Source organism: Corynebacterium nasorum (assembly GCF_022347325.1).
Lineage (GTDB): Bacteria > Actinomycetota > Actinomycetes > Mycobacteriales > Mycobacteriaceae > Corynebacterium > Corynebacterium kefirresidentii.
The window spans coordinates 126,787-150,866 of record NZ_JAKRDU010000005.1; the positions used below are offsets into that span (position 1 = coordinate 126,787).

Here is a 24,080-nt window from a genome sequence, read left to right on the forward strand (position 1 = left end):
TCGGGACGAGTTCTTTTCAATCATTTTCCTTTCAGGCAACCTTTCCGTAACGTCAGCGGCCTACCGTGGGTGTGTCCCTCTTCAAAATATCCACTACTCATGGAAGCCAACGTCTAATGCGCATTCGTACTCTCGCTCTTATTGCTGCCGTTGCGTGTGCTGGTGTAACAGTGCCCGCCACCGCCGCCGAGAATGGTTCCTATTACTCCACCAAACAGCACTATGAACCGCAGGGGCGGGAGTACTCCGAAGCTCCCGCAGGATTCCGACAGATCTATACCTCCACGGTGGACCGGCATGGCTCGCGTGGTCTGTCTAGCTTTAAGTATGACGACCTCGCGCAGCAGATGCTGGAGTATGCTCAGGAGCGTGGTGAGCTCACGGATTTAGGAGAAAAGCTCATTCCGCAGGTAGAAGCGATGATTTCCGTGAATGAGGAATTGGCCGGTGGCGCCGGACAAGACGCCGGATACGGAAACCTCACCGCAGTTGGGCGGGAAGAACTGCGGGGGATTGGTCAGCGCAATGCGCAACGCAATGCTGAGCTTATGCACAGCATCGACAGGGACGACTCCAAGGTGAAATTCATCTCTTCGGGTGAGGACCGCGCTAATGACTCTGGTTGGAATTTCGGTGCGGCGTGGCTGAAGGAAGCTCCCACTCTTGCTGACAACCTCGTGGACGGAACCAACGATGGTCATGTCACCATCGAGCCACGCACTGACCTGATGTATGCGCATAAAGATAAGAAGTCACCGTCGTACGAAAAATATTCGGCGTGGAAAGACTCACCGCAGCTACAGGAAAAGATCCAGGAAGCTTATTCCAAGCCGGCCTCCCAAGAAGCATCGCAGGAGTTGCTGTCCAAGATTTTCACCTCGGATTTTATCGATGAGTTAAAAGATGGGTCCATTTCATTTAGCGCCCGTGAAAAGGATGGCAAGACAGTAGAAGGAATAGTGGACGCCGCGCTGCAGTTCTACAATCTGTACATCATTGCTCCAGCACTTGCTCATGAGGAGAAAACCCCTGCTGAGGGGTGGATATTTGATCAGTACATGGACGATGCGAGCGGGCCTACCTTTGCATACCTATTGGATGTAGAAGACTTCTATGAGAAGGGGCCGGCTATCGAGGGTCGCACTGTTTCTTACGACAATTATGAGCCACTGCTTGAGGAAATGATTGAGGGCGTACAGGATCGCGCGGCCGGTGGTGATATAGCTGCGGAATATAGGTTTGGTCACGCGGAAACCATCATTCCGCTCGCCGCATTGCTGAAACCGCCTGGCTCAGAGAATGGAGTTCCCGCAGGAGAGCTCTACACCTGGCAGAACTCGGATTGGCGTGGTGACAAGGTCTCCCCAATGGGAGCAAATATCCAGTGGGATGCCTTCCAGAATGACAATGGCGAGACCCTCGTGCGCATGCTGTACAACGAGAAGGAAATTCCCTTCAAGGCGGGGTGTGAGCCAATAAGTGAGGGCTCGACGTTTTATACCATCGATGAGCTGTCCGCTTGTCTGCCGCTTGGTTCTGTCTCTGACCACTCTCAAGCTCATATTGATTCCACCGCGGACAGCGGGTACAAGCCACAAACAGGAAGTAGCGTTGCCTCTTCACAGTCGAAGATGTGGGCGGTAGTTGGTGCCCTCGTCAGCATACTGACTATTGCAGTTGGAACTGTGTACATTAACCGGCAGCAGATAGAAAGTCTGCTACATAAGTTCGGCATCCAACTTCCCTTTTAGTACCGGCAAGGTTTACTGAGTGGCCACTGCCGAGTTGATGCTGGGCGCTCTTGGCCTCTGTTATAGGTGTGGGGAGACGGGAACAATACACATTCATTCCGACTTATGTTCGGGATAGCGTGCCAGTGGCGTTGTAGGCGAGCTACACAGCCAGCTAAGCCGTATTTCTAACCTGCTTTGTCTTTGTCAAAGGCCAGGTAGGCTCCGCCACAACGAACTCTAAGCACCAGGGTCTACCCTGGCGGGCATGAAGGTTATCGCCCGGCTGCTCTCGATTCCGTTGACACTTATAGCAATGCTGGTGCTGTGGCTAGCGGTCTCGCCCTTTACCCCGCACATTTCATATTGGGGCGCTGGATCGCTCATCGGGCCGCAGTACATAGGGCCGCTGTTGCTGATTGCGCTGGTATTGGTGATCTTGGCGGCGCTGGGCGCGTTGGCCTCGCGCAGCTGCTACGTGCCAAGTGTGTTAGCTGGCATTGCCTTGGTAGCGAGCGTGGGTTTATTGGGAACACAGATTCATGCCGCAAAAGAGCAGGGAACCGACGTCGATATCCCGGCGGCCTTTACTTGGACCGGCGTTGAGAAGGCCGATGAAGGCCCGGATCATACGGTGACATATGACTCCTTCAACGGCGATGACCTCACCATGGATATCTACTCTCCGGAGACACACAGTATTCGCTCCGGCAGCAGCCATCCGCGCAAGCACCCGGTGATGATGTATGTCCACGGCGGCGGTTGGGACCAGATGACTAAGCGCTCCCAGGCTTTCAATATGCGGCAGATGGCCCAGCGTGGTTACCTCGTATTATCCATTGACTACACATTGTCTAGCTGGGAACAGCCTACGTGGAAGGTGGCGGCGGGGCAGGTGGGCTGCGCGATGAACTGGGTCAACGCCCATGCCGCAGATTATGGCGGCGACTCGGAGCGCTTCTTTACCTATGGTGAATCCGCCGGGGGGCAGTTGGTCCTGAACGCGACTGCCGATGTCGCCGCACACCCCAGCCAGCTGCCTTTCACCGACTGTTCCGGTACGCCGGCTGTTCCCAGCGCCGTCTATGCGGATTCACCGGCCTTGGATGTGCGCCACATTTATGATTCTGACGACCCCTATGCCGGGCAGGGCTCCCGCGATACCGTGGAGAAATACCTGGGTGGAACGCCTAAGGAATATCCAGACCGCGCGGACTTCGTGACTTCAGCTACGCATCTGACCTCGGATATGCCGCCTATCATGATCGTGCGCAGTGACCACGACCGGTTAGTTCCACCGGCTAGTTACGATGACTTTCGCCAGCGGGCGAAGGACAAAGGCGTAGAGCTTGAAGAGTACGTGCGCCCGCATGCCGATCATGCTTCCGCCTTGAGCGCACACGGCGTATGGAACCAGCACCTGTTGCAGGCTATGACTGAATTCTTTCAAGCCAATGACTTAGAAGATGACCTATAAGGGAAGGATCCTAAACGCTCGGTGCTAAATTGACCAAAGTTAGGCGACGTAAGCCAGTGGATGGCTGGCAGGTCAGGCATAATGCTGGTATGTCAAAATTCTCCGAGGTATTGGATTAACTGCGCGAAAACCAACCAAAGGCGAAGTACGGCATCGCCTTTGAAAAGCTCATGGTGAATTTTTTCCGTACCGATCCGACTTTGAGAACCCAATTTGATGAGGTCACCCGCTGGGTTGATTGGCGCTACAACGGTGGCACCGCTGATACCGGCATCGACCTAGTCGCCCACCGCGTAGATGACGGCACGTGGATGGCCATCCAGTGCAAGTTCTACGCATCAAATGCGCGTATCCAGAAATCTCATCTCGATTCCTTCTTTGAGGCCTCAGGGCATTCTTTCGAGACCGAAAACGGCACCGAATACTTTGGCAGCCGCATGATTATCTCCACCACTGATCATTGGTCTTCACATGCGGAAGCGGCGTTGGCCAACCAGATGATTCCCACCAGCCGCATCGGAATTTCGACCATTGCGGAGTCCCCAATCAACTGGGATGTGGCGTTCCCAGGCTCTGAGGTCCGGGATAAAAATATCCAAATTAACCTTTCGCAGCGCGAAACTTTCGAACCGCGCCCGCACCAGCAAACGGCCATTGATAAGGCCATTGAAGGATTTAAGACCCATGATCGCGGCAAGCTCATCATGGCCTGCGGTACCGGCAAGACCTTCACCGCGCTGCGCCTAGCGGAGCGCGTCGCAGAAGAGAATGGTGGCAAAGCCCGTATTCTGTTCCTCGTTCCTTCCATTTCCTTGTTGTCGCAAACACTAAAGGAGTGGACCGCTCAAGGCCGCCTAGACATGCGTGCCTTCGCGGTGTGCTCGGATTCGAAGGTTTCGAAGAAGGCGGAAGACATTGCGGTCTATGACCTTGAGGTTCCTGTATCTACCGACGGTGAGGAGATTACGCAGCGCTTTGCTTCTGGCAAGCGCGCTAAGGGCCTCAATATCGTCTTTTCTACGTACCAGTCCCTGCCGGCGGTCCACGAGGCACAGCAGCAGGGTCTAGATGATTTTGATTTGGTCATCTGCGATGAGGCCCACCGCACCACTGGTATTACCTTGGCTGGTGAGGATGCCAGCAACTTTGTACGCATCCATGATGCTGGCTATATCAGGGCGGCAAAGCGTCTTTATATGACCGCCACGCCAAGGCTTTATGACGACGCGGTAAAGGGCAAGGCCGCCGAGCACTCCGCCGAGTTGACCTCCATGGATGATGAGGGCATCTATGGGCCCGAATTCTACCGCCTTGGCTTTGGGGAGGCGGTGGATAAGGGCTTATTGACTGATTACAAGGTTCTTGTCATGACGGTCGATGAGTCCGTGGCCGCGGAAGCGATGGCCCGCAGCGACGACAACCAGATAAACCTCACCACGGCTTCGGCGATGATCGGTGCTTGGAATGGTTTGGCCAAGCGCTCTGGTGAATTGCAGGGCAAGAAAGGCGGCTTTGAGGAAAACGCCCAGCCTATGCAACGCGCTGTGGCCTTTGCCAAAGACATTAAGTCCTCACAGCTCATCGCTGATACCTATCCTTCGCTCATTGCCACCCACCAGGAGCTGCTCAAGGATAAGGCAGTGCTGAACGATGTCTCCTTGACCAACGTTGATCTGCGCGTTGCTGCACAGCACGTTGATGGCGGCATGAACGCCATGGAGCGTGGCACCAAGCTTTCTCGGATCGAATCGCCGGCGGATGAAAACGAAAGCCGCATGCTTACCAATGCACGCCGTCTGTCCGAGGGCGTGGATGTGCCGGCGTTGGATGCGGTCGTATTCTTTCGCCAAAAGAATGCGCCCATCAACGTAGTTATTGGCAACCCGCCATATTCTGCCGGCCAAAAGTCCGCCAACGATTTGAACGCCAACCAGAAATATCCGAGCCTGGACAAGCGCATTGCAGAAACCTACGCGGAGAAATCCACAGCCACTAATAAAAACTCCTTGTACGACTCGTACCTGCGCGCTTTTAGGTGGGCCACCGACCGCATCGGCGACTAAGGCATAGTAGCCTTCGTGTCCAATGGCGGATGGATAGACGGCAACACTGGCGACGGCGTGCGCTTATCGATGGCCGAGGACTTCACCGACCTTTATGTGTTTAACCTTCGAGGGAACCAACGTACAGCAGGTGAGCAATCACGAAAAGAAGGCGGCAAAGTCTTTGGATCTGGTTCCCGCAGTACTGTAGCTATAACAATCGGTGTTAAAGATCCAACAAAGTCAGGCTTCGAACTGCACTACCGTGACATCGGCGACTATCTCACCGCAGAGGAGAAGCTTGGCATCGTCGACTCTTCCTCAATTGAAACCATTGACTGGCAAGCCGTTACACCCAACAAGGAAGGTGACTGGCTGAATCAGCGATCGGAAGAATTCGAAACTTGGCCTGTTATCGGCGAGAAGAAGGGAACAAGTAGGACAATTTTCAATGTGTTTTCTGCGGGGCTTCAAACTAACCGTGATTCCTGGGTTTATTCTTCTTCTACCTCAGCTCTTGAGAAACAAGTTGCTACGTTGAGAGATACGTATTCTCAGGCGCTCGAAGCAATCAAGCCAGATCAGAAGGCGAAGGACTTCCTCAAGCAAGAGCCGTGGTTTATCGATTCTACGCGCAGTAAATGGTCCTCTAGTTTAGAGAAACAGTTGGATAGACGGTTAGAGCTGAGGCAGACTGGTTTTACCGTTTCAAGTCTCTATCGACCTTTTCACCGGCAGATTGTCTATTTTGATAGCCAATTGAATCATCGACGCTATCAACTCCCATCAATGTTTCCGACTCCACAGCAATCAAATATCGGATTTTATATTCCCGCAGTTAGTAGTGCCGCTAGACAATTCAATTCATTAGCTACAGATTTGCTTCCTGATTTGTGTTTAAGCGGATCTGGCTCAGGCCAATTCTTTCCCCGCTTCACCTGGTCCGCCGTCGAGGCCGACGACGGAGGACTGTTTAGTGAGGGGGCGTCGTCAAGCAGAGCGAATCCAGCATCTATGGCAAGGTCGGTGAGGTTGTTGATGGGTACGTGCGCGTGGACAACATCACTGATGAGATTAAGACCTCGTATCGGGAGGCGTTGGGCGCTGACGTTACGGGCGATGACATCTTCCACTTTGTCTACGGCAAGCTGCATGATCCTGGTTATCGCACGAAGTATGCGGCGGATTTGAAGAAGATGCTGCCACATATTGAGACGCCGTCGTCGCGTGTGGAGTTCGACAAGTTTGCTGCTGCGGGCCAGGAACTAATGGACTTGCACGTGAACTACGAATCCGTGGAGCCGTGGCCGCTGGACATTCAGGTCAAGGGTGATGAGTCCGACCGTGAGACGTGGCGCGTGCTCAAGATGAAGTGGGCCAAGCGCAAGGACCCGGAAACGGGCAAGAACGTCAATGATGTGACCAAGCTGATCTACAACAAACGCGTGACCATATCCGGTATTCCGGAAGAGGCGGATGAGTACATGCTGGGCTCGCGCTCAGCGGTAGCGTGGTTGATTGACCGCTACCAGGTCAAAAAAGATAAGGCCTCCGGCATTGTCAATGACCCGAATGATTGGGCCGATGAGGTGGACAATCCGCGCTACATCGTGGACCTAATTGGCAAGGTTACTCGCGTGGCGATGGAGACGGTGCGCATTGTTGATGGGCTGGTAGAGGAAGGCTCGGCTGCGGAAAGTTAGCAGCATTTCGAAGCGATTTTCCTTGAAGCCCTCCGGCCACGCCCGTAGACTTACGGTATCGTAAGTTTCTTGTTGGGGTTGGTTGCGGCTAGCAGAAGGGAAGTACCTCGTGGCACAGATGCATGCAGATAGCGCGCCGGGGCCGGGTCTTGTCCAGCGAACCTATTGGATGGCGGACCGCGGGCCTAGGCCGCTTAGCCGTGGCTGGGGGCATGCAATAGCGGCGCTATTGTCGGTGATTGCCTCCGCCGTGCTTATCACCTATGCATGGATGACGCTGCACTGGTGGCAAGGGCTTGGCGTGACTGTCTACGGCGTGGGGCTGGTGGGGCTTTTTGGCGTCTCAGCGCTTTATCACCGCTATCCGTGGGCGAGCGCGCGTGCGGTGCAGTGGTGGCGGCGCGCGGACCACGCGACCATTTCGGTGTTTATTGCCGCGACATATACGCCGCTGTGCCTCATCGTGTTATCACCGGTGCAGGCGGCATGGATGCTAGGCGTTGCCTGGGCAGGAGCGATTCTTGGCGTGGTATTGAACTTGGTATGGATCAACCATCCTCGTTGGCTAGACGTGGTGGTCTACCTAGCGCTGGGATGGTTGGTGCTGCCGCTTCTGCCCACACTGTGGACGCAGGCAGGGGCAGCTGTGGTGTGGCTGCTCTTTGCCGGCGGGGTGGTGTACTCGCTAGGCGCGCTGGTCTATGGCTTTAAATGGCCAGGGCGCAACGCGCGCTACTACGGCTACCATGAGCACTTCCACACCGCGACCATCGCGGCCGCGGTGGTGCACCTCGTGGCGGTGTGGATGGTCGTAGTCCAAGGCGCTGCTTAGTCAGCGTCAGGGAAAAGCTCCGCGGGATCGGTATCGGTCGTAATCGCGGCGGCAAGCAGCATACGTGCTTGGGGAGCGCGCAGGGTGCCAGAGGAGATAACGCCGGCGTCGGCAAGCGTGGCACCGCCACCGGCCCCGCCGTAGATTCCCTCCACTGGGCCGTGATCCACGCGGGTGGTGAGCACCACCGGAACCTTCTTGGCCGCGGCCTGAGCAGCCTGGGCTAGCTCGTCGCCGATATTGCCGGCGCCCATGCCCTCAATGACGATGCCTTCGGCGCCGCTGTCCAAGGAACGCTGGATGAGATCAGCCGGCGCGCCGGGGTAGGCGGCGATAATATCGACGCGGGTATTGCCCAGTGGCTTAAACTTCAGAGCCTTCGGGCGCTGAGGCTGCTTCTCGCCATTGTTATTGGCAAAGCCATCGGCTTTGGACGTATCGGACTTGAAAGCGCCGCGGGCAGGAATGACCTGATCCGCAAAGGCGATAAACGTGCCGCGGCCCCTATTGGCGGGATCGGTGACGGTCTTCACCGCGAGCGCCAAGTTATCCGGGCCATCTGGATTCGGATCATCAAAGGGGCGCATTGCACCGGTTAAGGCCACCGGCTTCTCACTGTCTTGGAAGGTATCGACAGCGATGGCGGTCTCTTCCATGGAATCGGTGCCATGGGTTACCACAACACCATCGACGTCCTTGCGCTGCAGCTCCTTGTGTACGGCCGTGATAATGCTATCGGTATCGTCCAAGGTCATCGCGGAAGAATCCAGCTTAGCAATGTCTTTGACCTCTAACGTGAGTTTGTTGTTATCAAAGGTGCCAGAAAGCGGTTCCACCAACTTGGAGCCAGTAACGGTAGGCACCACCGCGCCAGTCTTATCGTGTGTGCTGGCGATAGTGCCGCCGGTAGAAAGGACCACCACGTGTCCCTCGGCGGTGGCGCGTGGGCCCTCGCTTTCCGTGGCGGAGGTTTCGGTTGCTTCTGTGGTCGCGGGCTCAGAACTGGTGGGGCTGTGCGAGGCGGAAGACTCGGGTGTGGTGGCCGAAGTTTCGTCCGCTGGGCGGTTATCCGGATTCTGGCAGGACGCCAAGAGGCAGGCCGAAGCTATCAGGGCAAGGCCGGTGCGTACCGACCGGCGCAAAGTTGGGGTGTGCATATTCCCTCGTTTCTGTGTGGATATAAGAGCAGACGGCAGGAAACGTCGTCTGCGTATAAGTCCATCTAAAGCAGAAAGAAGGCGTGTTCGCCGCCCACTATGGACTTATTAACACCGAAACGAGGGGAGAGCAGTTAATCGATGTGCTGATTTGTCGGCGCCACCACCAAAGGTTTTGGCGAGTACTTGGCGCGTAGCTCGCGCAGCACGGTGGCGTGCTCGGCCAAGCGCTTATCTTCCTCGGTATGCGGATGGAAGGGGCGGGCCACCTGTGGCTGACCATCATGATCGAGGGCGATATAGGCCACGGTGGCATGGATGGCGGTTTGCAAGTGCTCACGGCCGCCGCGGGGGTTGCCGGAGCGGACGTGGATGGACATCTGCATCGAGCGGGTATCGGTACGCATCATGCGGGCGTCGACCTCGATGAGGTCGCCGATGGAAATCGGGCGGTAGAAGCGGATGCCACCGGCATAGACAGCTACGGTGCGCTCGGCGGACCACTCCATGGTGCAGGCCGCACCGGCCTCATCGATCCATTGCATGGCGGTGCCGCCGTGGACCTTGCCGCCCCAGTTGACGTCGGTGGGCTTGGCTAGGAAGCGGTTGACCATGCGCGGGGCATCGGAAGGCCCGTCATAGGTTTGCTCTTCCATCTCCGCCTCGATGGCCTTGCGCAGCTCAATGCGGGACTTGGCTGCTTCTTCTACGCGGCACTGTTCATCGGTTTCCGGCACGAAGGGCGGCACCGGGGTGGACTTGCCAGTGGCAGGGTCCTTGGCTACGAAGATGACCAGGCAATCGCAGGCGCGAGTGAAGATGCCTTCGCGCGGGTCAGCCGAAAGCACCTCATTGACGATGTGCATGGAAGACCGGCCGGTCATGGCGATGCGCGAGCGCACCTCCACGATGTGCCCGGAAGGGATGGGGCGGGTGAAGTGAATATGGCCCACGTATGCGGTCACGCAGTACTGGCCGGACCACTGCACGGCGCAGGCATAGGCGGCCTTATCAATCCATTCCAGGACGCGTCCGCCGCTGATGCCGGGGGCGCCGGCCATGGTGACGTCGGTTGGCGATGCCATAAAGCGCAGCGTCAGCGCCGGCGATTTCTGATTTTCCGCAACGGAAGGCGTAGGTGACATAAACAACAAGATAACAGTAGTTATGATGTAGTTATGAAAAAGCCCGTCGATCCCGCCGCTACCCGCGCGGCCGTCTTGGCCATTAAAGACTGGATTGCTGCCCCGGCGGAGCATGATAAGCCAGGTAGGGCCCAGCTTGCCGACGCCGTCCGGCGCACCGCCCGCACCCTCGAGGCCGACGCGCCGGGACATTCCGTGGAGCTGCGCGTACCCCCATTTGTTGCGGTGCAATGCATTGAAGGGCCCCGCCATACCCGCGGCACCCCACCCAATGTGGTGGAGACCGACCCGGAGACATGGCTGCGTCTTGCCACCGGATTGGCGGACTGGGAAGAGTCCGTAGGCACTGGTCGCGTGGATGCTTCCGGCTCCCGCGCGGGCGAAATCGCGCAGTGGTTGCCGCTCATTCCGTTAGTTTCCAGCGGCGCGACAGGCTAATATAAACGCCGTGGTAGAAGTACATACTCCTAGTATCACCAATCTTGACGATCAAAATGAGCAGGAGCCCCGCGAAGAATGCGGCGTCTATGGCGTTTGGGCTCCTGGGGAGGAAGTCTCCAAGCTGACCTACTTTGGGCTCTTCGCCCTGCAACACCGTGGCCAGGAGGCCGCTGGCATTGCAGTGGGCGATGATGACCGTATCGTCGTCTTCAAAGACATGGGCTTGGTGGCCAATATCTTTGATGAATCCACCCTGTCCGCCCTGCAAGGAAACGTAGCGGTGGGCCACACGCGCTATTCCACCGCCGGCGGCAAGGAATGGTCCAACGTGCAGCCCATGTTTTCTACCTCTTCCACCGGGGTAGACATTGCCCTTGGGCACAACGGCAATCTGGTCAACTACCTGGAGCTGCGCGAGGAAGCCGTGCAACGCGGCCTCATCAAGCCGCACGAGGAATCCGTTTCTGACTCCATGTGCTTGTCCATGCTGCTTGCCGACGGCGTGGATGAAGACACCTCCGTCTTTGACTCCGCCCGCGACCTGCTGCCGCGAGTTAAGGGCGCGTTCTGCTTGACCTTTACTGATGGGCACACCATGTACGCCGCCCGCGACCCACACGGCGTGCGCCCGCTTGTCCTTGGCCGCCTGGCCAAGGGCTGGGTAGTAGCTTCCGAGACCTGCGCGCTCGATATCTGTGGCGCCCAGTTCATCCGCGAAATTGAGCCCGGCGAACTCGTCGCCATCGATGAGGCTGGCATCCGATCCGTGAACTTCGCGCCGGCAAAGCGCCACGGTTGCGTCTTCGAATACGTCTACTTGGCCCGCCCGGATAGCGATATCAAGGGCCGTTCCGTCAACGCCTCCCGTGTGGATATTGGCCGCCGCTTGGCCCGCGAATACCCCGCGGAGGGCGCGGACCTCGTCATCCCAGTACCCGAATCCGGTAATCCAGCCGCCGTAGGCTATGCCCGCGAATCGGGAATCACCTTCGCCCACGGTTTGGTTAAAAACGCCTACGTGGGCCGCACCTTCATCCAGCCCACCCAGACCCTGCGCCAGCTGGGCATCCGCTTGAAGCTCAACCCGCTGCGCGAGGTCATCAACGGCAAGAAGCTGGTCGTGGTGGATGATTCCATCGTGCGCGGAAATACCCAGCGCGCGCTCATTCGCATGCTGCGCGAGGCCGGTGCCGCCGAGGTGCACGTGCGCATCGCCTCCCCGCCGGTGAAGTGGCCGTGCTTCTACGGCATTGACTTCGCCTCCCCAGGCGAGCTGATTGCCAATGCCAGCCCCTCCGACGATCCGGAAACCGTTTGCGCCACTATCTGCGACACCATCGGCGCCGATTCCCTGGGCTTTGTCTCCGTTGAGGAGATGGTGGCCGCCACCGAGCAGCCCCGGTCCGAGCTGTGCACCGCTTGCTTCACGGGCGAGTACCCGCTCGGCCTGCCCGCCGGAAACTCCAATGCAGACGCCGTGCGCACCTTGCTCGGCACCAAATAACAAAGGACTTTTGAAACCATGAGTGACAATACCTACGCCGCAGCCGGCGTCAGCATCGAAGAGGGCGACCGCGCCGTTGAGCTTTTCGCCCCGCACGCCAAGCGCGCCACCCGCCCCGAGGTCCTTGGCGGCCTCGGCGGCTTTGCCGGCCTGTTTAAGCTCGGCGATTATAAGGAGCCCATCTTGGCCGCGGGTTCCGATGGCGTTGGCACCAAGCTGGCCGTGGCCCAGGCCATGGACAAGCACGACACCATCGGCATCGACTTGGTCGCCATGTGCGTCGATGATCTCGTCGTCTGCGGCGCGGAGCCGCTTTTCTTGCAGGACTATATTGCCGTGGGCAAGGTCGTGCCGGAAAAGGTGGCCGAGGTAGTCAAGGGCATCGCCGAGGGGTGTGTGCAGGCCGGTGCCGCGCTATTGGGCGGCGAGACCGCCGAACACCCCGGCATGATGGAAGAAAATGAATACGATGTCTCCGCCACCGCGGTGGGCGTCGTTGAGGCTGATGGCGTGCTCGGCCCCGATAAGGTCCGTGATGGCGACGTGCTCATCGCCATGGGGTCTTCCGGCTTGCACTCCAATGGCTACTCTTTGGCCCGCCACGTCCTTTTGGAGCAGGCTGGCATGCCTCTCGACGGCCACGTGGAGGAACTCGGCCGTCCCCTCGGAGAGGAACTGCTGGAGCCTACCCGCATCTACGCCAAGGACTGCCTGGCTTTGGCCAGTGAGTGCTCTGTATCCACCTTCTGCCACGTCACCGGCGGTGGGCTGGCCGGCAACCTCGAGCGCGTCATCCCGGAAGGCCTAGCCGCCGATATTAACCGCGCTTCGTGGACCCCGGGTCAGATCTTCAAGCTCATCTCCTCAGTGGGCAAGGTGGAGCTGGCTGAGATGGAGAAGACCTTCAATATGGGCGTGGGCATGATTGCCGTGGTCAACCCTGAAGACCGCGACCGCGCCCTAGCAATGCTTACCGCGCGCCACATCGATGCGTGGGAGTTGGGCACCGTTCGCTCCGCCTCTGGCGAGGAGCCGCGCGTGCTCATGCACGGCGAGCACCCAAATTTCTAATAGTGTCTTGCCCCGCTAGGGGAGGGCATGAGGAAGGGCCCTAGGAAATCCTAGGGCCCTTGAACTATCCAGCGGCGAGCGGAAGATTAGCGTTCGTCGCGGTCGTCATCCCATTCATCGACGTAGTCGGCGTATGGGTCATCCTCTTCATAATCGCGGGAGTCACCCTCTTGCTGTGCGGCGAGTTCCCGTTGTAGGGACTCGATATCCATCTCGGGTGAGTTGTACTTGAGCTGGCGTGCAACTTTGGTCTGCTTTGCCTTTGCGCGTCCGCGTCCCATGTGCATGACCCCCTTGGGTTAGTAGGGCGCGCCAGGGATTCTTGGGCGCCCCATCGACTTGTCTATTGAGTATCTTCCTGTAAGACACAATAGCCTGTGTGACGAAAAAATTCCGCACCGCCCCCTAGCTAGTGGGAGATCTAACGTCCGCGCAGCCGGTTTACCGCCTCACGTCCGGCCTTGGGGCCCTCATCTTCGGGGATGGAAGAAGGATCAATTGAAGCCGCCGTATCGCCCACCTCTAGGGTGCCGGCATCCAGCGCAGAGCGCTTCACGAGGCCTAGGGCAATGGGGCCAAAATCGCAGTCATCCACGATCGTGCCGATGCGGCCTACCTTACGTCCATTGAAAGTAATGTCATCGCCCACATTCGGCCGTTGCGGGGCTGAGCCGTCGAGGTGTAGCTGCACCAATAGGCGAGGAGAGCGGCCGAGGTTTTCCACGCGCGCTACCGTTTCCTGACCGCGGTAACAGCCCTTATTGAGGTGGACGTGGGCCGGATTATCTGCGCTACGGCTGATCCACTGCGGTACCTCGTGGGGGATGGATTTATTATCTAGATCCGCTGCCAGCTCCGGCTCACGGGCCCGCACACGCTCGGCGGTAAACGCCATAAGCCCGGCCAGTCGCGCGCCGGATTCCTCCAAGAGCTTCGTTGCCTCAACCAAGGATTCGCGCGGAACTCCCAGGTCAACGCGATTGATTCCGGTCCACTGAACCTGGCGGGAAAACTCCACCATGGGTGGGGGCGCAATATCGGTCTCACCCAGGAGAGTGAGGATGGCGATATCGGCTTCCTCTACGGTGACCTCGGACCAAAAGACCATCATGGTGAGGAACTTGAAAAGGGAGTCGAATTGGGCCGCAGGGACGTCGATAAGAAAGGCGTCTTCGGTGCGGACGATATCCATGTGGTGGAGGATATGTCCTTGGATGTCTAGGTCAAGGGCACCGGCGCTAAAGCCCACGGGGGCGGTATCCAGCTTTTGCGAAAGCAAACTATTAAGAAACTCGGCGGCGTCCTTGCCGCTGACACGGATGACGCGGCGTTGGGAACGGTCGATGACTATGGTGCCGCCATCGGCAGCTCGTTGCTCACCCAGCGGATTGCCATAGTGCCAGGCCACGCCTTGGGCATCGAGTACGGTTGCGTCCTGGTGCTCCGCGGCACCGGTGCGTTGCAGAAGAGGCGAAGAATAACTCACAACTACCGATGGTAGGGCATAATCAAAGGTATGAAGTTCTCGCCGCGAAAAGAGCCGGTCATCTACGTTGTGGAGCCCTTTGGAGGGTCGGTACGCAGGCATATGTCTACGCTGCCTCTCGTCTACGCGGATGATGCCGCGGTCACCCGCGGCGACGGCATTTTTGAGTCCTTGCTCGTACGCGGAGGAAAAGCCGCTAACCTGCAGCGGCACGCGCAACGCTTCTGCGATTCGGCGCGCACCATGAATCTGCCGGAACCACCCATGGAGAAGTGGGAAGAAGCCACGCGCCTTGCAATTGCGGATTTCTGCGGGGAAGAGACAGGGGATGCTAAATGCCCCTGGACCTATACCCGCGGACGCGCCTCCACGGGGCGGCCGAGCGCTTGGGTCGTGGTGCAGCCCATCGAGGAAAGGGTCCTAGAACAGCGCGCGCACGGCGTAGCCGTAATGACCAGCCCGCGCCTGTGGCACGTAGCTGAGGAATTACCCGCCAAGACGCTCAACTATGCGGCCACGATGGCGATGCTGCGCATGGCGCGAGAGAAGGGCTTTGAGGATCTCATCCTCACCGATCCGGACACCGGAGAAATCCTCGAGGGCGCAACCTCGACCGTGGTGGCCGTCAAGGGAGAGAAACTGCGCACCGCCGCCGGCCGCGGCATCCTTCCCGGAACCACGCAGGCGGCCCTTTTCGCCCACGCCACTAAGGAGGGCTATCGCTGCAAAGCCAAGCCGCTCACCGTGGAGTATCTGGAAAAGGCGGACTCAGTGTGGCTGGTGTCCTCGGTGCGCGTTGCCGCCCGGGTCACCCGGCTTAATGGCAAAAAATTAAAGGCCCCGGATAACGTGGACGTCATTCGAGACCTTATTGATAAAGCGCTGGGGGACTAGCCAGCGATGCGGGTGAGCTCCGCGGACATGTAGGGGCGCATTTCCCCATCAACCATGCGCTCGTCTACCCAGCCCAGGTTGTTATTGGGCATCAGGCCGTACATGCGCTTGCCCGGCCCCAGGTTTTTCGGTCCGGTTTCGGTGACCATGGTGGAGGCGGACTCCAGCTGCCATGCGCGGTCATTGAACGGCTCGCCGTAGAAGATTTCCACAATGCCGTTTGAAGAGGTGTAAGTGACCTCGATTTCATCCTTTTCAGAAATGCGCCAGAAGCCGGTCTCGCGCACGGAGGGGCCTTCCGGCTTGCCCTCGGTATCAATCTTCCAGGTACGGGAGCTAAACGTGAGGTAATTCTCGCCATCGTGGGCGATGACCAGCTGCTGGCCAAAGGTGTATTCCTGGCCCTGCGTATCGTGTGCCTGGCCCTCGCCTTGCCAGACGCCCACGAGGGGGAGCAGTCCTAGCAGGCCGTCGTGCAGCGATGGGCCCTGGCGCAGGTTGGCAGTATCGTCCGGTACCGGGGTATCGCCCAGCTCGAGAGCGGGGATATTGCGGCTAGCGGCGTCTTTCCACTGCTCGGCGGCCTGGTTCACGGCATCGTTGCCGTTGAGCTTTCCCGGATCATTTTCCGGGTGGGAAGCCGCGGTGGTTTCGATGTTTTCGGGAGTGGTTTCATTTTTATTTTCGCTCATGGGCGTCCAGCCTAGTCGTGAACCCGCCTATTTAACTACTAGACTTGGGCCTCGTGCATGCATTGATGATCTCGAATCCCAACTCGACCTCACAAACCAACGCCCTTTTCCGCCAAATCGTTCCTTGCCTACAAGCGGTGGAGGGGCTGCGCCTGAAGGTGCAATTTACGCACCACCCCGGTCACGCCGAAGAGATGGTCAAGGGAATGACCAGGGATGACTATGACGTCATTATCGCTGTAGGCGGAGATGGGACCGTCAACGAGGTAGTCAACGGGCTCCTCGGCCCGGCCGATGGGCAGCGCCCCGACCCCCACTCCATCCCCGCGCTGGCCGTAATTCCTACCGGGTCTGCCAATGTTTTCGTGCGCGCTCTAGGTTTTCCCAACACTCCGGTGGAAGCCACTCACGTATTGGCGCGCATGCTGGAGCGCAACCTCCGTCGCACCATTTACCTGGGCACGTGGAACGATCGCTGGTTTGCCGTCAATGCCGGCTTCGGCTTGGATGCGGATGTTTTGGCGCGCGTGGACCGGGCGCGCGAGCAAGGATTTTCTGCCACTCCACTGCGCTATCTCAATGTTGCCATTCGGGCGTGGAGCCGCGCGCGGAAGAATCCACCGCATATTGCGGTTAAGGCCGAATCCAGCACCGGCGAGCAGCTGCGCAAAGACGATGTGCCGCTCATGTTTACCTCCAATACCAACCCGTGGACCTTCCTAGGCCCTCTGCCGGTTGTGACCAATCCGCGCAATTCTTTTGATGAGGGCCTTGCTCTTTTTGGCCTGGAGGAGTTTAGCGGACTTGGCGGCGTCGTCGGCCTGCTGCACCTCTTTGGTGCCGATAAACGTGGATGGCTCAATAAGCTCACCAAAGAAAAGACCGTGGCCTTCGACGATGCCATGCGCGTCGAACTGGTCTGCCGCGAACCGCAGCGCTTCCAGGCCGACGGGGAATCTGAGGGGCGCTTCGATGCCGTTACCTTAGCCTCCGTGAAGGAAGCCATCGAGGTATTCGCCCCGCAGGATAGGAGAGAAGTCCATAAGCGCACGATGAAGGAAGTGCTCCGGGACTTTATCCGCCTGCGCTAGCCTGCGGCGCAGGTCCCACCCGGTGCTTGGTGTCGGCGGCTTTCTTTTCTGCCTCTTCCACGGCCTTTTGCTCCGAGCCTTCAATCTCCAGAGGAGAGAGTTGGGCCAGCTGCACCTTGATATTGCGGCGCTGTATTTCGAAGGAGATGGTGCCGCCCTGCATTTTTACCGCGGTAGCCTGGGCCGGAAGCGGAAGCTGGCGAGTATCAAAGTTGAGGGAAAAGGCCTTTTGCAGGCGCTCGTCATCGGTGTCATAGACCTGCATGCGAAACTCCGGCCCGACTAAGCGGAGGGTGACTTTGGCGGTGGACTTGTGAGTATCGCCAGGCAGGGTGCCTGTCAGCTCAGCTTCCGCGGAGGTGCCACCGGAAGGGGAGATATCGTCTGGGTTGGCAATGGATAGATCGGTAATTCCCAGCAGGCGGCCCAACGCCACCCCGTCTAAGGAAATGCCGCGCGAGTAGGTAGAAACAGGCGCGCCCTCAATATCGCCGTTCATTACTTGTTCTGGGGTCACTGTAATATCGCGCAGTACGGTCGAAGCATTGACCATTCCCAGCTTGGGCACCTCCACGTCGAGCGCCTTGACCTCCAAATAGGGAATTTCCTTCGAGGCCGCAGCCCACACGTAGGGGGTGCCACCGATAAAGACATCTGGCGTATTTTCCAGCCGTGAATTGGCTTTTACGGCCTGTGCCACCTTGTGTTCCGTGTGCATAGCCACGCAGGCATCCGCCACCCAGGCCGCAATGAATACGCACACCACGAGGAGGATGTGTACGATGCGCCGGTCAATTCTTAGAACACTCACCCCTTCATTCTTACCCTACGTATTCTGGGGTCTATGACTAGCAATGCCTTTAGTATCACGGAAGAAAACCTGCCGGACTCCCCGGAGCTGGCGAGCCGCCTAGAAGAGCTTGCTGAGCAGGCCGAACGTGTGGATGGAATGGCGCCCCTTTCAGAGCAGTTCCTTAATGGCCTCACTGATTCCCGCCTGCAGCATCGCCACTTGGTGGCGTGGGTAGATAAGAAGCCGTGCGGCGTGGCTGGGCTGGATGGTTCCACCGCCGAGCTATTTATCGCCCCAGATTTCCGCGGACAGGGCTATGGGGCTTTGCTTTACGACGCCGCCGCGGAAACCCCCAATCTCCAGGCCTGGGCCCACGGGAACCTGCCGGCCGCACAGGCCCTGGCACACTCCCGAGGTCTGCAGGTCACCCGTAAGCTAGTGGTTATGGGTATTGGGGGAGAAGAGCTCGCTGCTGTCGCCCGTCCCGAGGACGTGCCTTTGACGGCGCTCAATTACTCCGAGTCGGTAGCAAAATGGGGGCAGGAGTTTGTGGAGGAGCAGTGGCTCAAGGCAAATAATGAGGCTTTTTCCTGGCACCCTGAGCAAGGTGGCTGGGATATAGAACGCCTGCACCGCGGCATGGAGGCGGATTGGTTTGATCCTGCTGACCTGCTCTTCTTGTGGGATACGGCAGGAGATCCGGTCCTAGCCGGCTTCCACTGGACCAAATGGCATGCGGAGGAAGCCCCGGGATTCGGTGAGGTCTACGTGGTGGGCTTGGCTGCGGACTATCGCGGCAAGAAATTGGGTGGACCGCTGCTGCAGATTGGTCTGCGTCGCATGGTGGAAAAGGGTGCTCAGCGGGTAATTCTTTATGTGGAAGCGGACAATGATCCGGCGCTGAAAGCATATGAGCGCCTGGGCTTTAAAGTTGATGAAGAACACGTCGTATGGGGTGTATGTGATTAAAGTCATGGAGTGACCCGTGTTTGTTCACTCAGTGTTCACCTATTGGCACCCTTTTGGTCAGATCCTGCGGATAGCTTTACACCTTGTGAGTTAACCGCACCTGCGCACCTGCATCTCGCCCCAGAAGGCGAAGCGGGATGCGGGAAATATCTCTCTAGGAGATGCGGTTTCCTCGGACAATCAATCTCTGATCTGCACCGGAAAGGGTTTTCCCGTGATTCGCAACTTCAAGCGCACCGCCGCAATCTTCGGCATCGTAGCCGCAACCTCTACCGCTCTCGTAGCTTGCTCTGAGGAGTCTGGCTCCTCCTCCGATTCCGCTGGCGGCGAGGACGTCTCCGGCGAGCTCGTCGGCGACGGTGCATCCTCCCAGCAGAACGCAATGTCTTACTTCCAAACCGCGTTCTCCGAGGATCACCCAGACGCTTCCCTGTCCTACAATGCTTCCGGTTCCGGCGCCGGCGTTGAGGCCTTCACCAACGGCCAGGCTGACTTCGCTGGTTCTGACTCCGCCCTGAAGGAAGACGAGGGCGAGGTCGAGGCTGCCGCTAAGCGTTGCGACGGCAACGAGGCATGGCACCTGCCAACCACCATCGGCCCGGTTGCAATCGCCTACAACCTGGGTGACACCGAGATCAACCTTTCCACCAAGACCCTGGGCAAGATCTTCAAGGGCGAAATCAAGAAGTGGAACGACAAGGCTATCGCCGCTGACAACGAGGGCACCGACCTGCCGGACAAGGACATCACCGTCATCTTCCGTTCCGACGAGTCCGGTACCTCCGCAAACTTCCAGAAGTTCCTGAAGGCCGCTACGGGCGACTGGGACTCCGAGGGCAAGCAGTTCCCGGATTCTGTTGGTGAGGGCGCTAACGGTTCCTCCGGCGTTGCTGACCAGGTTGCAAGCATCGACGGTGCTATCACCTACGTCGAGGCTGGCTTTGCAGACCAGAAGGAAGGCGAAGGCGTTAAGAAGGCCAAGATTGACTTCGGCCACGGCCCAGTTGAGCTCTCCACCGAGTCCGTCAACAAGGCTTTGGAAAACCTGGAGTTCAAGAAGACCGACTCCGAGCACAACATGGTTGTTGACTCTGAGGCACTGTTCTCCTCTGATAACGAGGGTGCATACCCGCTCATCCTGACCACCTACAACATCGTCTGCTCCAAGGGCTACGATGAGGAGACCTCCAAGCTGGTCAAGTCCTTCTTCACCACCGTCCTGGATCACCAGGACGACCAGCTGGCTGAGCAAGGCTTCATCCCGGTTGAGGGTGCTCACCTGGACAAGCTGAAGGCTGCTGTTGACGCTTTGCAGTAAGCGCTAAAGCTGTAAAAGCTTAATACCTCCCGCCCCCACTGCCGCACACGATTCGCGCTTTGGGGGCGCAGGTATGTAACGATATTTTCCATTTTCAACGCTGAAAAGGATTAACAGTCTCATGGCAGACAATAATCTCACCACGGCTCCAGAGCAGGCGGACGCGAATATCACCGCTGCCGAGCGAGTCTCCACCAGCGGACACGAAGAAGTAGCTACCACCAGCTCCAATAGCGGCGTAAAGCGCCCAGGCGATCGTGTCTTTGAGTTCCTGTCCACTGCTTCGGCAACACTTATTACCGTCATGATTGCGGCTATTGCCGCCTTCCTGCTGTGGCGTGCAGTTCCCGCCCTGGGAGTCAACGACGGCGGCATCTTGGGTTTCTTTACCTATGGTGGCCGTTGGGAGACCACCGATACTTCTGCGATGAAGTTCGGTATCCCGACCATGTTCGGTACCACCGTCCTTATCTCCGTCTTCGCCCTCCTGCTGGCTATGCCGGTGGCCCTGGCCATTGCCATCTTCCTGTCCAACTACGCGCCTGCCCGCTTGGTCAAACCTCTCGGCTTCCTGGTGGACATGCTCGCTGCGGTTCCTTCCATTGTTTATGGTCTGTGGGGCTGGCAGGTTCTCGGCCCGGCGCTATCCGGCTTCTACTCCTGGATGGAGTCTTGGGCCGGCGGCTTCTTCCTCTTCCATGTCTTCGATAACTCGCCCTCTTTTGCTACCGGCCGCAACTTGTTTACCGGTGGCATCGTGCTCGCCGTGATGATTCTGCCGATCATCGCGGCCACCGCCCGCGAGGTCTTCGTGCAGACCCCTCCAGGCCAGGTGGAATCCGCCCTGGCGCTGGGCGCTACCCGTTGGGAAGTTATCCGCATGACCGTGCTGCCATTCGGCATGTCCGGCTATATCGCAGGCTCCATGCTCGGCCTGGGCCGTGCGCTGGGTGAGACCATGGCGCTGTACATGGTCGTCTCCCCGCTGATTGACTTCCGCTTCTCGCTTTTCGATGGCGGCACGACCTTCGCCACGGCCATCGCCCTGGCATCCGCCGAGTTCGGTAACGAGATGCGCGCTGGTGCCTACATCGCCGCCGGCCTCATGCTGTTCTTGCTGACCTTCGTGGTCAACGCAATTGCCCGCGCCATCGTGAAGAAGAAGTAAGGAGGGGAGGATCAATGACTACGACAACTAATGCCAAGCCTGCCTCCCAAGGCGGCGCGACATTCCTGGACATCTCCGGCTCCCGCAAGATGACCAATAACATCGCCACTGCAGTGGTCTGGGGCGCAATGATTTTGGCTATGGTCCCGCTGGTGTGGGTTCTGTGGGAACTCATCGCCCGCGGTAGTGGCGTAATCCTCAACCCTGAGTGGTGGACCGCCTCCCAGCGCGGCATCATGAATAGCTCGGCTGGCGGCGGTGCTGCCCACGCAATCGTGGGTACTTTCGTGCAAACCATTTTGGCTTCCGTCATCTCCATTCCCATCGGCATCTTCACCGCTATTTACCTGGTGGAGTACTCCAAGGGTGGATGGCTTGGCCGCATCACTACCTTCATGGTGGACATCCTGTCCGGTGTGCCTTCCATCGTCGCAGCCCTGTTCATCTTCGCCATGTGGATTACCCTCTTCGGTTTCGGTCGCTCTGGCTTCGCCGTGGCGCTGTCCCTGGTACTGCTGATGATTCCGATTGTGGTGCGCAATACCGAAGAGATGCTGCGCGTGGTCCCAATGGACTTGCGTGAGGCGTCCTACGCGCTCGGTGTACCAAAGTGGAAGACCATCGCCCGTATCGTTCTGCCTACCGCCCTGTCCGGCATTGTCACCGGCATCATGCTGGCGATTGCCCGCGTGATGGGTGAGTCCTCGCCGGTGCTGGTCTTGGTTGGTTCCTCCTCCGTCATCAATTGGGACGCTTTCAAGGGATCTCAGTCCTCGCTCCCGTTGATGATGCTGGATATGTACAAGGCCGGCGCTCAGCCAGCCGTGCTGGACAAGCTTTGGGGTGCAGCTTTGACGCTGGTTATCCTCATCGCCGTCCTCAATATTGCGGCCCGCATCGTGTCCGCAAAGTTCTCGGTTAAGAAGTAAAACGCCGTAACACTCGATTCCGCCATACACTTGCTAGAGGAGAAACTCCCAAATGTCTAAGCTCGCGCTCAATGACGTGAACATTTTCTACGGCGACTTCCACGCCGTGCAGAACGTGAATATGCAGATCCCGGCCCAGGCCGTGACCGCATTCATCGGCCCTTCCGGCTGCGGTAAGTCCACCGTGCTGCGCACCATCAACCGTATGCACGAGGTCATTCCCGGCGCCTCGGTAAAGGGTGAAATCCTGCTCGATGGCACCAATATCTACGGACCAAAGGTTGACCCAGTATCCGTACGCAACACCATCGGCATGGTCTTCCAGAAGGCTAACCCGTTCCCCACGATGTCCATTGAGGACAATGTCGTGGCTGGCCTCAAGCTTTCCGGTGAGAAGAACAAGAAGAAGCTCAAGGAAGTCGCGGAGAAGTCCCTGCGCGGCGCCAACCTGTGGGACGAGGTCAAGGACCGCCTGGACAAGCCGGGCGGCGGCCTTTCCGGTGGTCAGCAGCAGCGTCTGTGCATCGCCCGCGCCATCGCCGTGGAGCCAGAGGTGCTGCTCATGGACGAGCCTTGTTCCGCCCTAGACCCGATTTCCACCCTCGCCGTGGAGGACCTTATCCACGAGCTGAAGGAGAACTTCACCATCGTCATCGTGACCCACAATATGCAGCAGGCAGCCCGTGTGTCCGATAAGACCGGCTTCTTCTCCCTGGAAGCAACCGGCAAGCCGGGTCACCTGGTGGAGTTCGATGACACCACCAAGATCTTCGAGAATCCTTCCCAGAAGGAGACCGAGGATTATATCTCTGGCCGCTTTGGCTAAAGAGTAGAGAGATTGTCCGAGAAAACGGGCCGGTTCATTCGAACCGGCCCGTTTCTTAGTTTTTATTCCTTAGCGGCGGAACTGACGCTCCAGCTCGGCCATACGGGCCTCGAACTCCGCGTCCTTCTTGCTCTCTTCTAGCTTCTTGGCATAGTCGTGGGGCAGCAGCCCAGTGATCAAATAGATAATGTGGCCGGCAACCGAAACGCAGTGGTCGGCATAGCGCTCGTAATAGCGCGTAATCTGCGAGGTCTCCACTGCCTCTCGGACGGATCCTTCCCACTCGCGCTGGGTCAGGAGGCGCAAAAGATGAGAGTTGATATCGTCCACGGCGTCGTCATCGGCGCGAAGGTTCACGGATAGATCCGCGTCGGGAGTAACGAGAATATTGTGCAGCACAGAACCCATCTCTTCAGTGAGACGGTACAGCTCCTCAAAGTAGCCCATGTAGTTCGCAGGCACCACGGGATCGGGGTGGCGGCGGCGTGCGGAATCCGCGATGTGTTGGGCAAGCTTTCCCATTCGGTAGAGGTCTTCCACGATATAGATGGAAGAGACAACTTGGCGGAGATCCTGCGCCATGGGGTTTTCTAGTGCTAAAAGTTTTACGGCGCGCTCCGAGCATCGAGTGCGGATCTCATCGAGCTCCTCAGTCATAGTGAGAGCTTCTTCGGCAGATTCCAAAACGCCCTGGATTAGCGCCTGTGAGGCCTTATCCATGATGGTGCGCACGGTATCGCACATGACGATGAGGTCATGGGAGAAGTTGTCTAAGTGTTCCCTGTAGGCAGCACGCATGCCAGAAATAATAG

General features: G+C 58.2%; 20 protein-coding genes and 1 pseudogene. 14 read left to right on the forward strand and 7 right to left on the reverse strand.

Annotation, left to right across the window (positions count from 1 at the left end):
• Positions 1 to 116 precede the first annotated feature (116 nt).
• The 4 genes and pseudogenes from MHK05_RS06210 (at position 117) to trhA (ending at position 7,784) form a co-directional block, all read left to right on the forward strand.
• Positions 117 to 1,751, forward strand: a complete 1,635-nt coding sequence (locus MHK05_RS06210) for a histidine phosphatase family protein (protein ID WP_239205533.1) — start codon at positions 117 to 119, stop codon at positions 1,749 to 1,751.
• A 247-nt stretch (positions 1,752 to 1,998) separates the two neighbouring features.
• On the forward strand, positions 1,999 to 3,207 hold the full coding sequence (locus MHK05_RS06215; RefSeq protein ID WP_200288664.1) for an alpha/beta hydrolase: 1,209 nt from the start codon (positions 1,999 to 2,001) through the stop codon (positions 3,205 to 3,207).
• A gap of 119 nt (positions 3,208 to 3,326) precedes the next feature.
• Positions 3,327 to 6,952: pseudogene (locus MHK05_RS06220) on the forward strand (type ISP restriction/modification enzyme).
• 118 nt (positions 6,953 to 7,070) lie between these two features.
• On the forward strand, positions 7,071 to 7,784 hold the full coding sequence (gene trhA, locus MHK05_RS06225; protein ID WP_200289011.1) for a PAQR family membrane homeostasis protein TrhA: 714 nt from the start codon (positions 7,071 to 7,073) through the stop codon (positions 7,782 to 7,784).
• Here trhA and MHK05_RS06230 read toward each other — a convergent pair.
• The gene (locus MHK05_RS06230) at positions 7,781 to 8,941 is read right to left on the reverse strand and encodes an asparaginase (RefSeq protein ID WP_239205535.1); all 1,161 of its coding nucleotides are present in this window, start codon (positions 8,939 to 8,941) and stop codon (positions 7,781 to 7,783) included. The two genes, trhA and MHK05_RS06230, sit on opposite strands and share 4 nt — an antisense overlap.
• Before the next feature lie 134 nt (positions 8,942 to 9,075).
• A complete protein-coding gene (locus MHK05_RS06235; RefSeq protein WP_239205537.1) occupies positions 9,076 to 10,086 on the reverse strand; it encodes an acyl-CoA thioesterase in 1,011 nt (336 codons plus the stop codon).
• Between the two features lie 33 nt (positions 10,087 to 10,119).
• On the opposite strand from MHK05_RS06235, the gene MHK05_RS06240 reads away from it, so the two are divergent.
• Genes MHK05_RS06240 through purM form a run of 3 tightly spaced genes read left to right on the forward strand, consistent with a single transcriptional unit; the run spans position 10,120 to position 13,102 of the window.
• Positions 10,120 to 10,524, forward strand: a complete 405-nt coding sequence (locus MHK05_RS06240) for a sterol carrier family protein (protein ID WP_239205539.1) — start codon at positions 10,120 to 10,122, stop codon at positions 10,522 to 10,524.
• A 10-nt stretch (positions 10,525 to 10,534) separates the two neighbouring features.
• Entirely contained in the window at positions 10,535 to 12,031 is a 1,497-nt protein-coding gene (gene purF, locus MHK05_RS06245; protein ID WP_239205541.1) for an amidophosphoribosyltransferase, read from the forward strand.
• A gap of 18 nt (positions 12,032 to 12,049) precedes the next feature.
• Positions 12,050 to 13,102 carry a phosphoribosylformylglycinamidine cyclo-ligase gene (purM, locus tag MHK05_RS06250; protein ID WP_023019867.1) on the forward strand — a complete coding sequence of 351 codons (1,053 nt, stop codon included), beginning with the start codon at positions 12,050 to 12,052 and terminating at the stop codon, positions 13,100 to 13,102.
• Positions 13,103 to 13,188: 86 nt separating this feature from the next.
• Here purM and MHK05_RS06255 read toward each other — a convergent pair whose 3' ends face one another.
• Both MHK05_RS06255 and ygfZ read right to left on the reverse strand, forming a co-directional pair.
• On the reverse strand, positions 13,189 to 13,383 hold the full coding sequence (locus MHK05_RS06255; RefSeq protein ID WP_023019866.1) for a DUF3073 domain-containing protein: 195 nt from the start codon (positions 13,381 to 13,383) through the stop codon (positions 13,189 to 13,191).
• Positions 13,384 to 13,523: 140 nt separating this feature from the next.
• The gene (ygfZ, locus tag MHK05_RS06260; protein ID WP_239205543.1) at positions 13,524 to 14,588 is read right to left on the reverse strand and encodes a CAF17-like 4Fe-4S cluster assembly/insertion protein YgfZ; all 1,065 of its coding nucleotides are present in this window, start codon (positions 14,586 to 14,588) and stop codon (positions 13,524 to 13,526) included.
• 30 nt (positions 14,589 to 14,618) lie between these two features.
• Between ygfZ and MHK05_RS06265 the strand changes: the two genes are divergently transcribed.
• On the forward strand, positions 14,619 to 15,482 hold the full coding sequence (locus tag MHK05_RS06265) for an aminodeoxychorismate lyase (protein ID WP_239205545.1): 864 nt from the start codon (positions 14,619 to 14,621) through the stop codon (positions 15,480 to 15,482).
• Here MHK05_RS06265 and MHK05_RS06270 read toward each other — a convergent pair.
• On the reverse strand, positions 15,479 to 16,174 hold the full coding sequence (locus tag MHK05_RS06270; protein WP_023019863.1) for a heme-binding beta-barrel domain-containing protein: 696 nt from the start codon (positions 16,172 to 16,174) through the stop codon (positions 15,479 to 15,481). The two genes, MHK05_RS06265 and MHK05_RS06270, sit on opposite strands and share 4 nt — an antisense overlap.
• A gap of 53 nt (positions 16,175 to 16,227) precedes the next feature.
• Between MHK05_RS06270 and MHK05_RS06275 the strand changes: the two genes are divergently transcribed.
• The gene (locus tag MHK05_RS06275) at positions 16,228 to 17,265 is read left to right on the forward strand and encodes a diacylglycerol/lipid kinase family protein (RefSeq protein ID WP_234288162.1); all 1,038 of its coding nucleotides are present in this window, start codon (positions 16,228 to 16,230) and stop codon (positions 17,263 to 17,265) included.
• Here MHK05_RS06275 and MHK05_RS06280 read toward each other — a convergent pair.
• Positions 17,249 to 18,076, reverse strand: coding sequence for an LmeA family phospholipid-binding protein (locus tag MHK05_RS06280; protein WP_200288673.1), 828 nt, complete (start codon positions 18,074 to 18,076; stop codon positions 17,249 to 17,251). The two genes, MHK05_RS06275 and MHK05_RS06280, sit on opposite strands and share 17 nt — an antisense overlap.
• A gap of 33 nt (positions 18,077 to 18,109) precedes the next feature.
• On the opposite strand from MHK05_RS06280, the gene mshD reads away from it, so the two are divergent.
• The 5 genes from mshD to pstB all read left to right on the forward strand — a co-directional run bounded on the left by mshD (position 18,110) and on the right by pstB (position 23,268).
• Entirely contained in the window at positions 18,110 to 19,027 is a 918-nt protein-coding gene (gene mshD / locus MHK05_RS06285; protein WP_239205547.1) for a mycothiol synthase, read from the forward strand.
• A gap of 214 nt (positions 19,028 to 19,241) precedes the next feature.
• Complete coding sequence (gene pstS, locus MHK05_RS06290) at positions 19,242 to 20,345, forward strand: phosphate ABC transporter substrate-binding protein PstS (RefSeq protein WP_179386949.1); 1,104 nt, start codon at positions 19,242 to 19,244, stop codon at positions 20,343 to 20,345.
• A 121-nt stretch (positions 20,346 to 20,466) separates the two neighbouring features.
• The gene (pstC, locus tag MHK05_RS06295; RefSeq protein ID WP_023019858.1) at positions 20,467 to 21,513 is read left to right on the forward strand and encodes a phosphate ABC transporter permease subunit PstC; all 1,047 of its coding nucleotides are present in this window, start codon (positions 20,467 to 20,469) and stop codon (positions 21,511 to 21,513) included.
• 14 nt (positions 21,514 to 21,527) lie between these two features.
• Positions 21,528 to 22,442: a phosphate ABC transporter permease PstA gene (pstA, locus tag MHK05_RS06300; protein ID WP_005325819.1), complete on the forward strand. Its 915-nt coding sequence runs from the start codon at positions 21,528 to 21,530 to the stop codon at positions 22,440 to 22,442.
• A gap of 52 nt (positions 22,443 to 22,494) precedes the next feature.
• Positions 22,495 to 23,268, forward strand: coding sequence for a phosphate ABC transporter ATP-binding protein PstB (pstB, locus tag MHK05_RS06305; protein WP_023019857.1), 774 nt, complete (start codon positions 22,495 to 22,497; stop codon positions 23,266 to 23,268).
• Between the two features lie 69 nt (positions 23,269 to 23,337).
• Here pstB and phoU read toward each other — a convergent pair whose 3' ends face one another.
• Complete coding sequence (phoU, locus tag MHK05_RS06310) at positions 23,338 to 24,066, reverse strand: phosphate signaling complex protein PhoU (RefSeq protein WP_023019856.1); 729 nt, start codon at positions 24,064 to 24,066, stop codon at positions 23,338 to 23,340.
• Between the last annotated feature and the right edge of the window lie 14 nt (positions 24,067 to 24,080).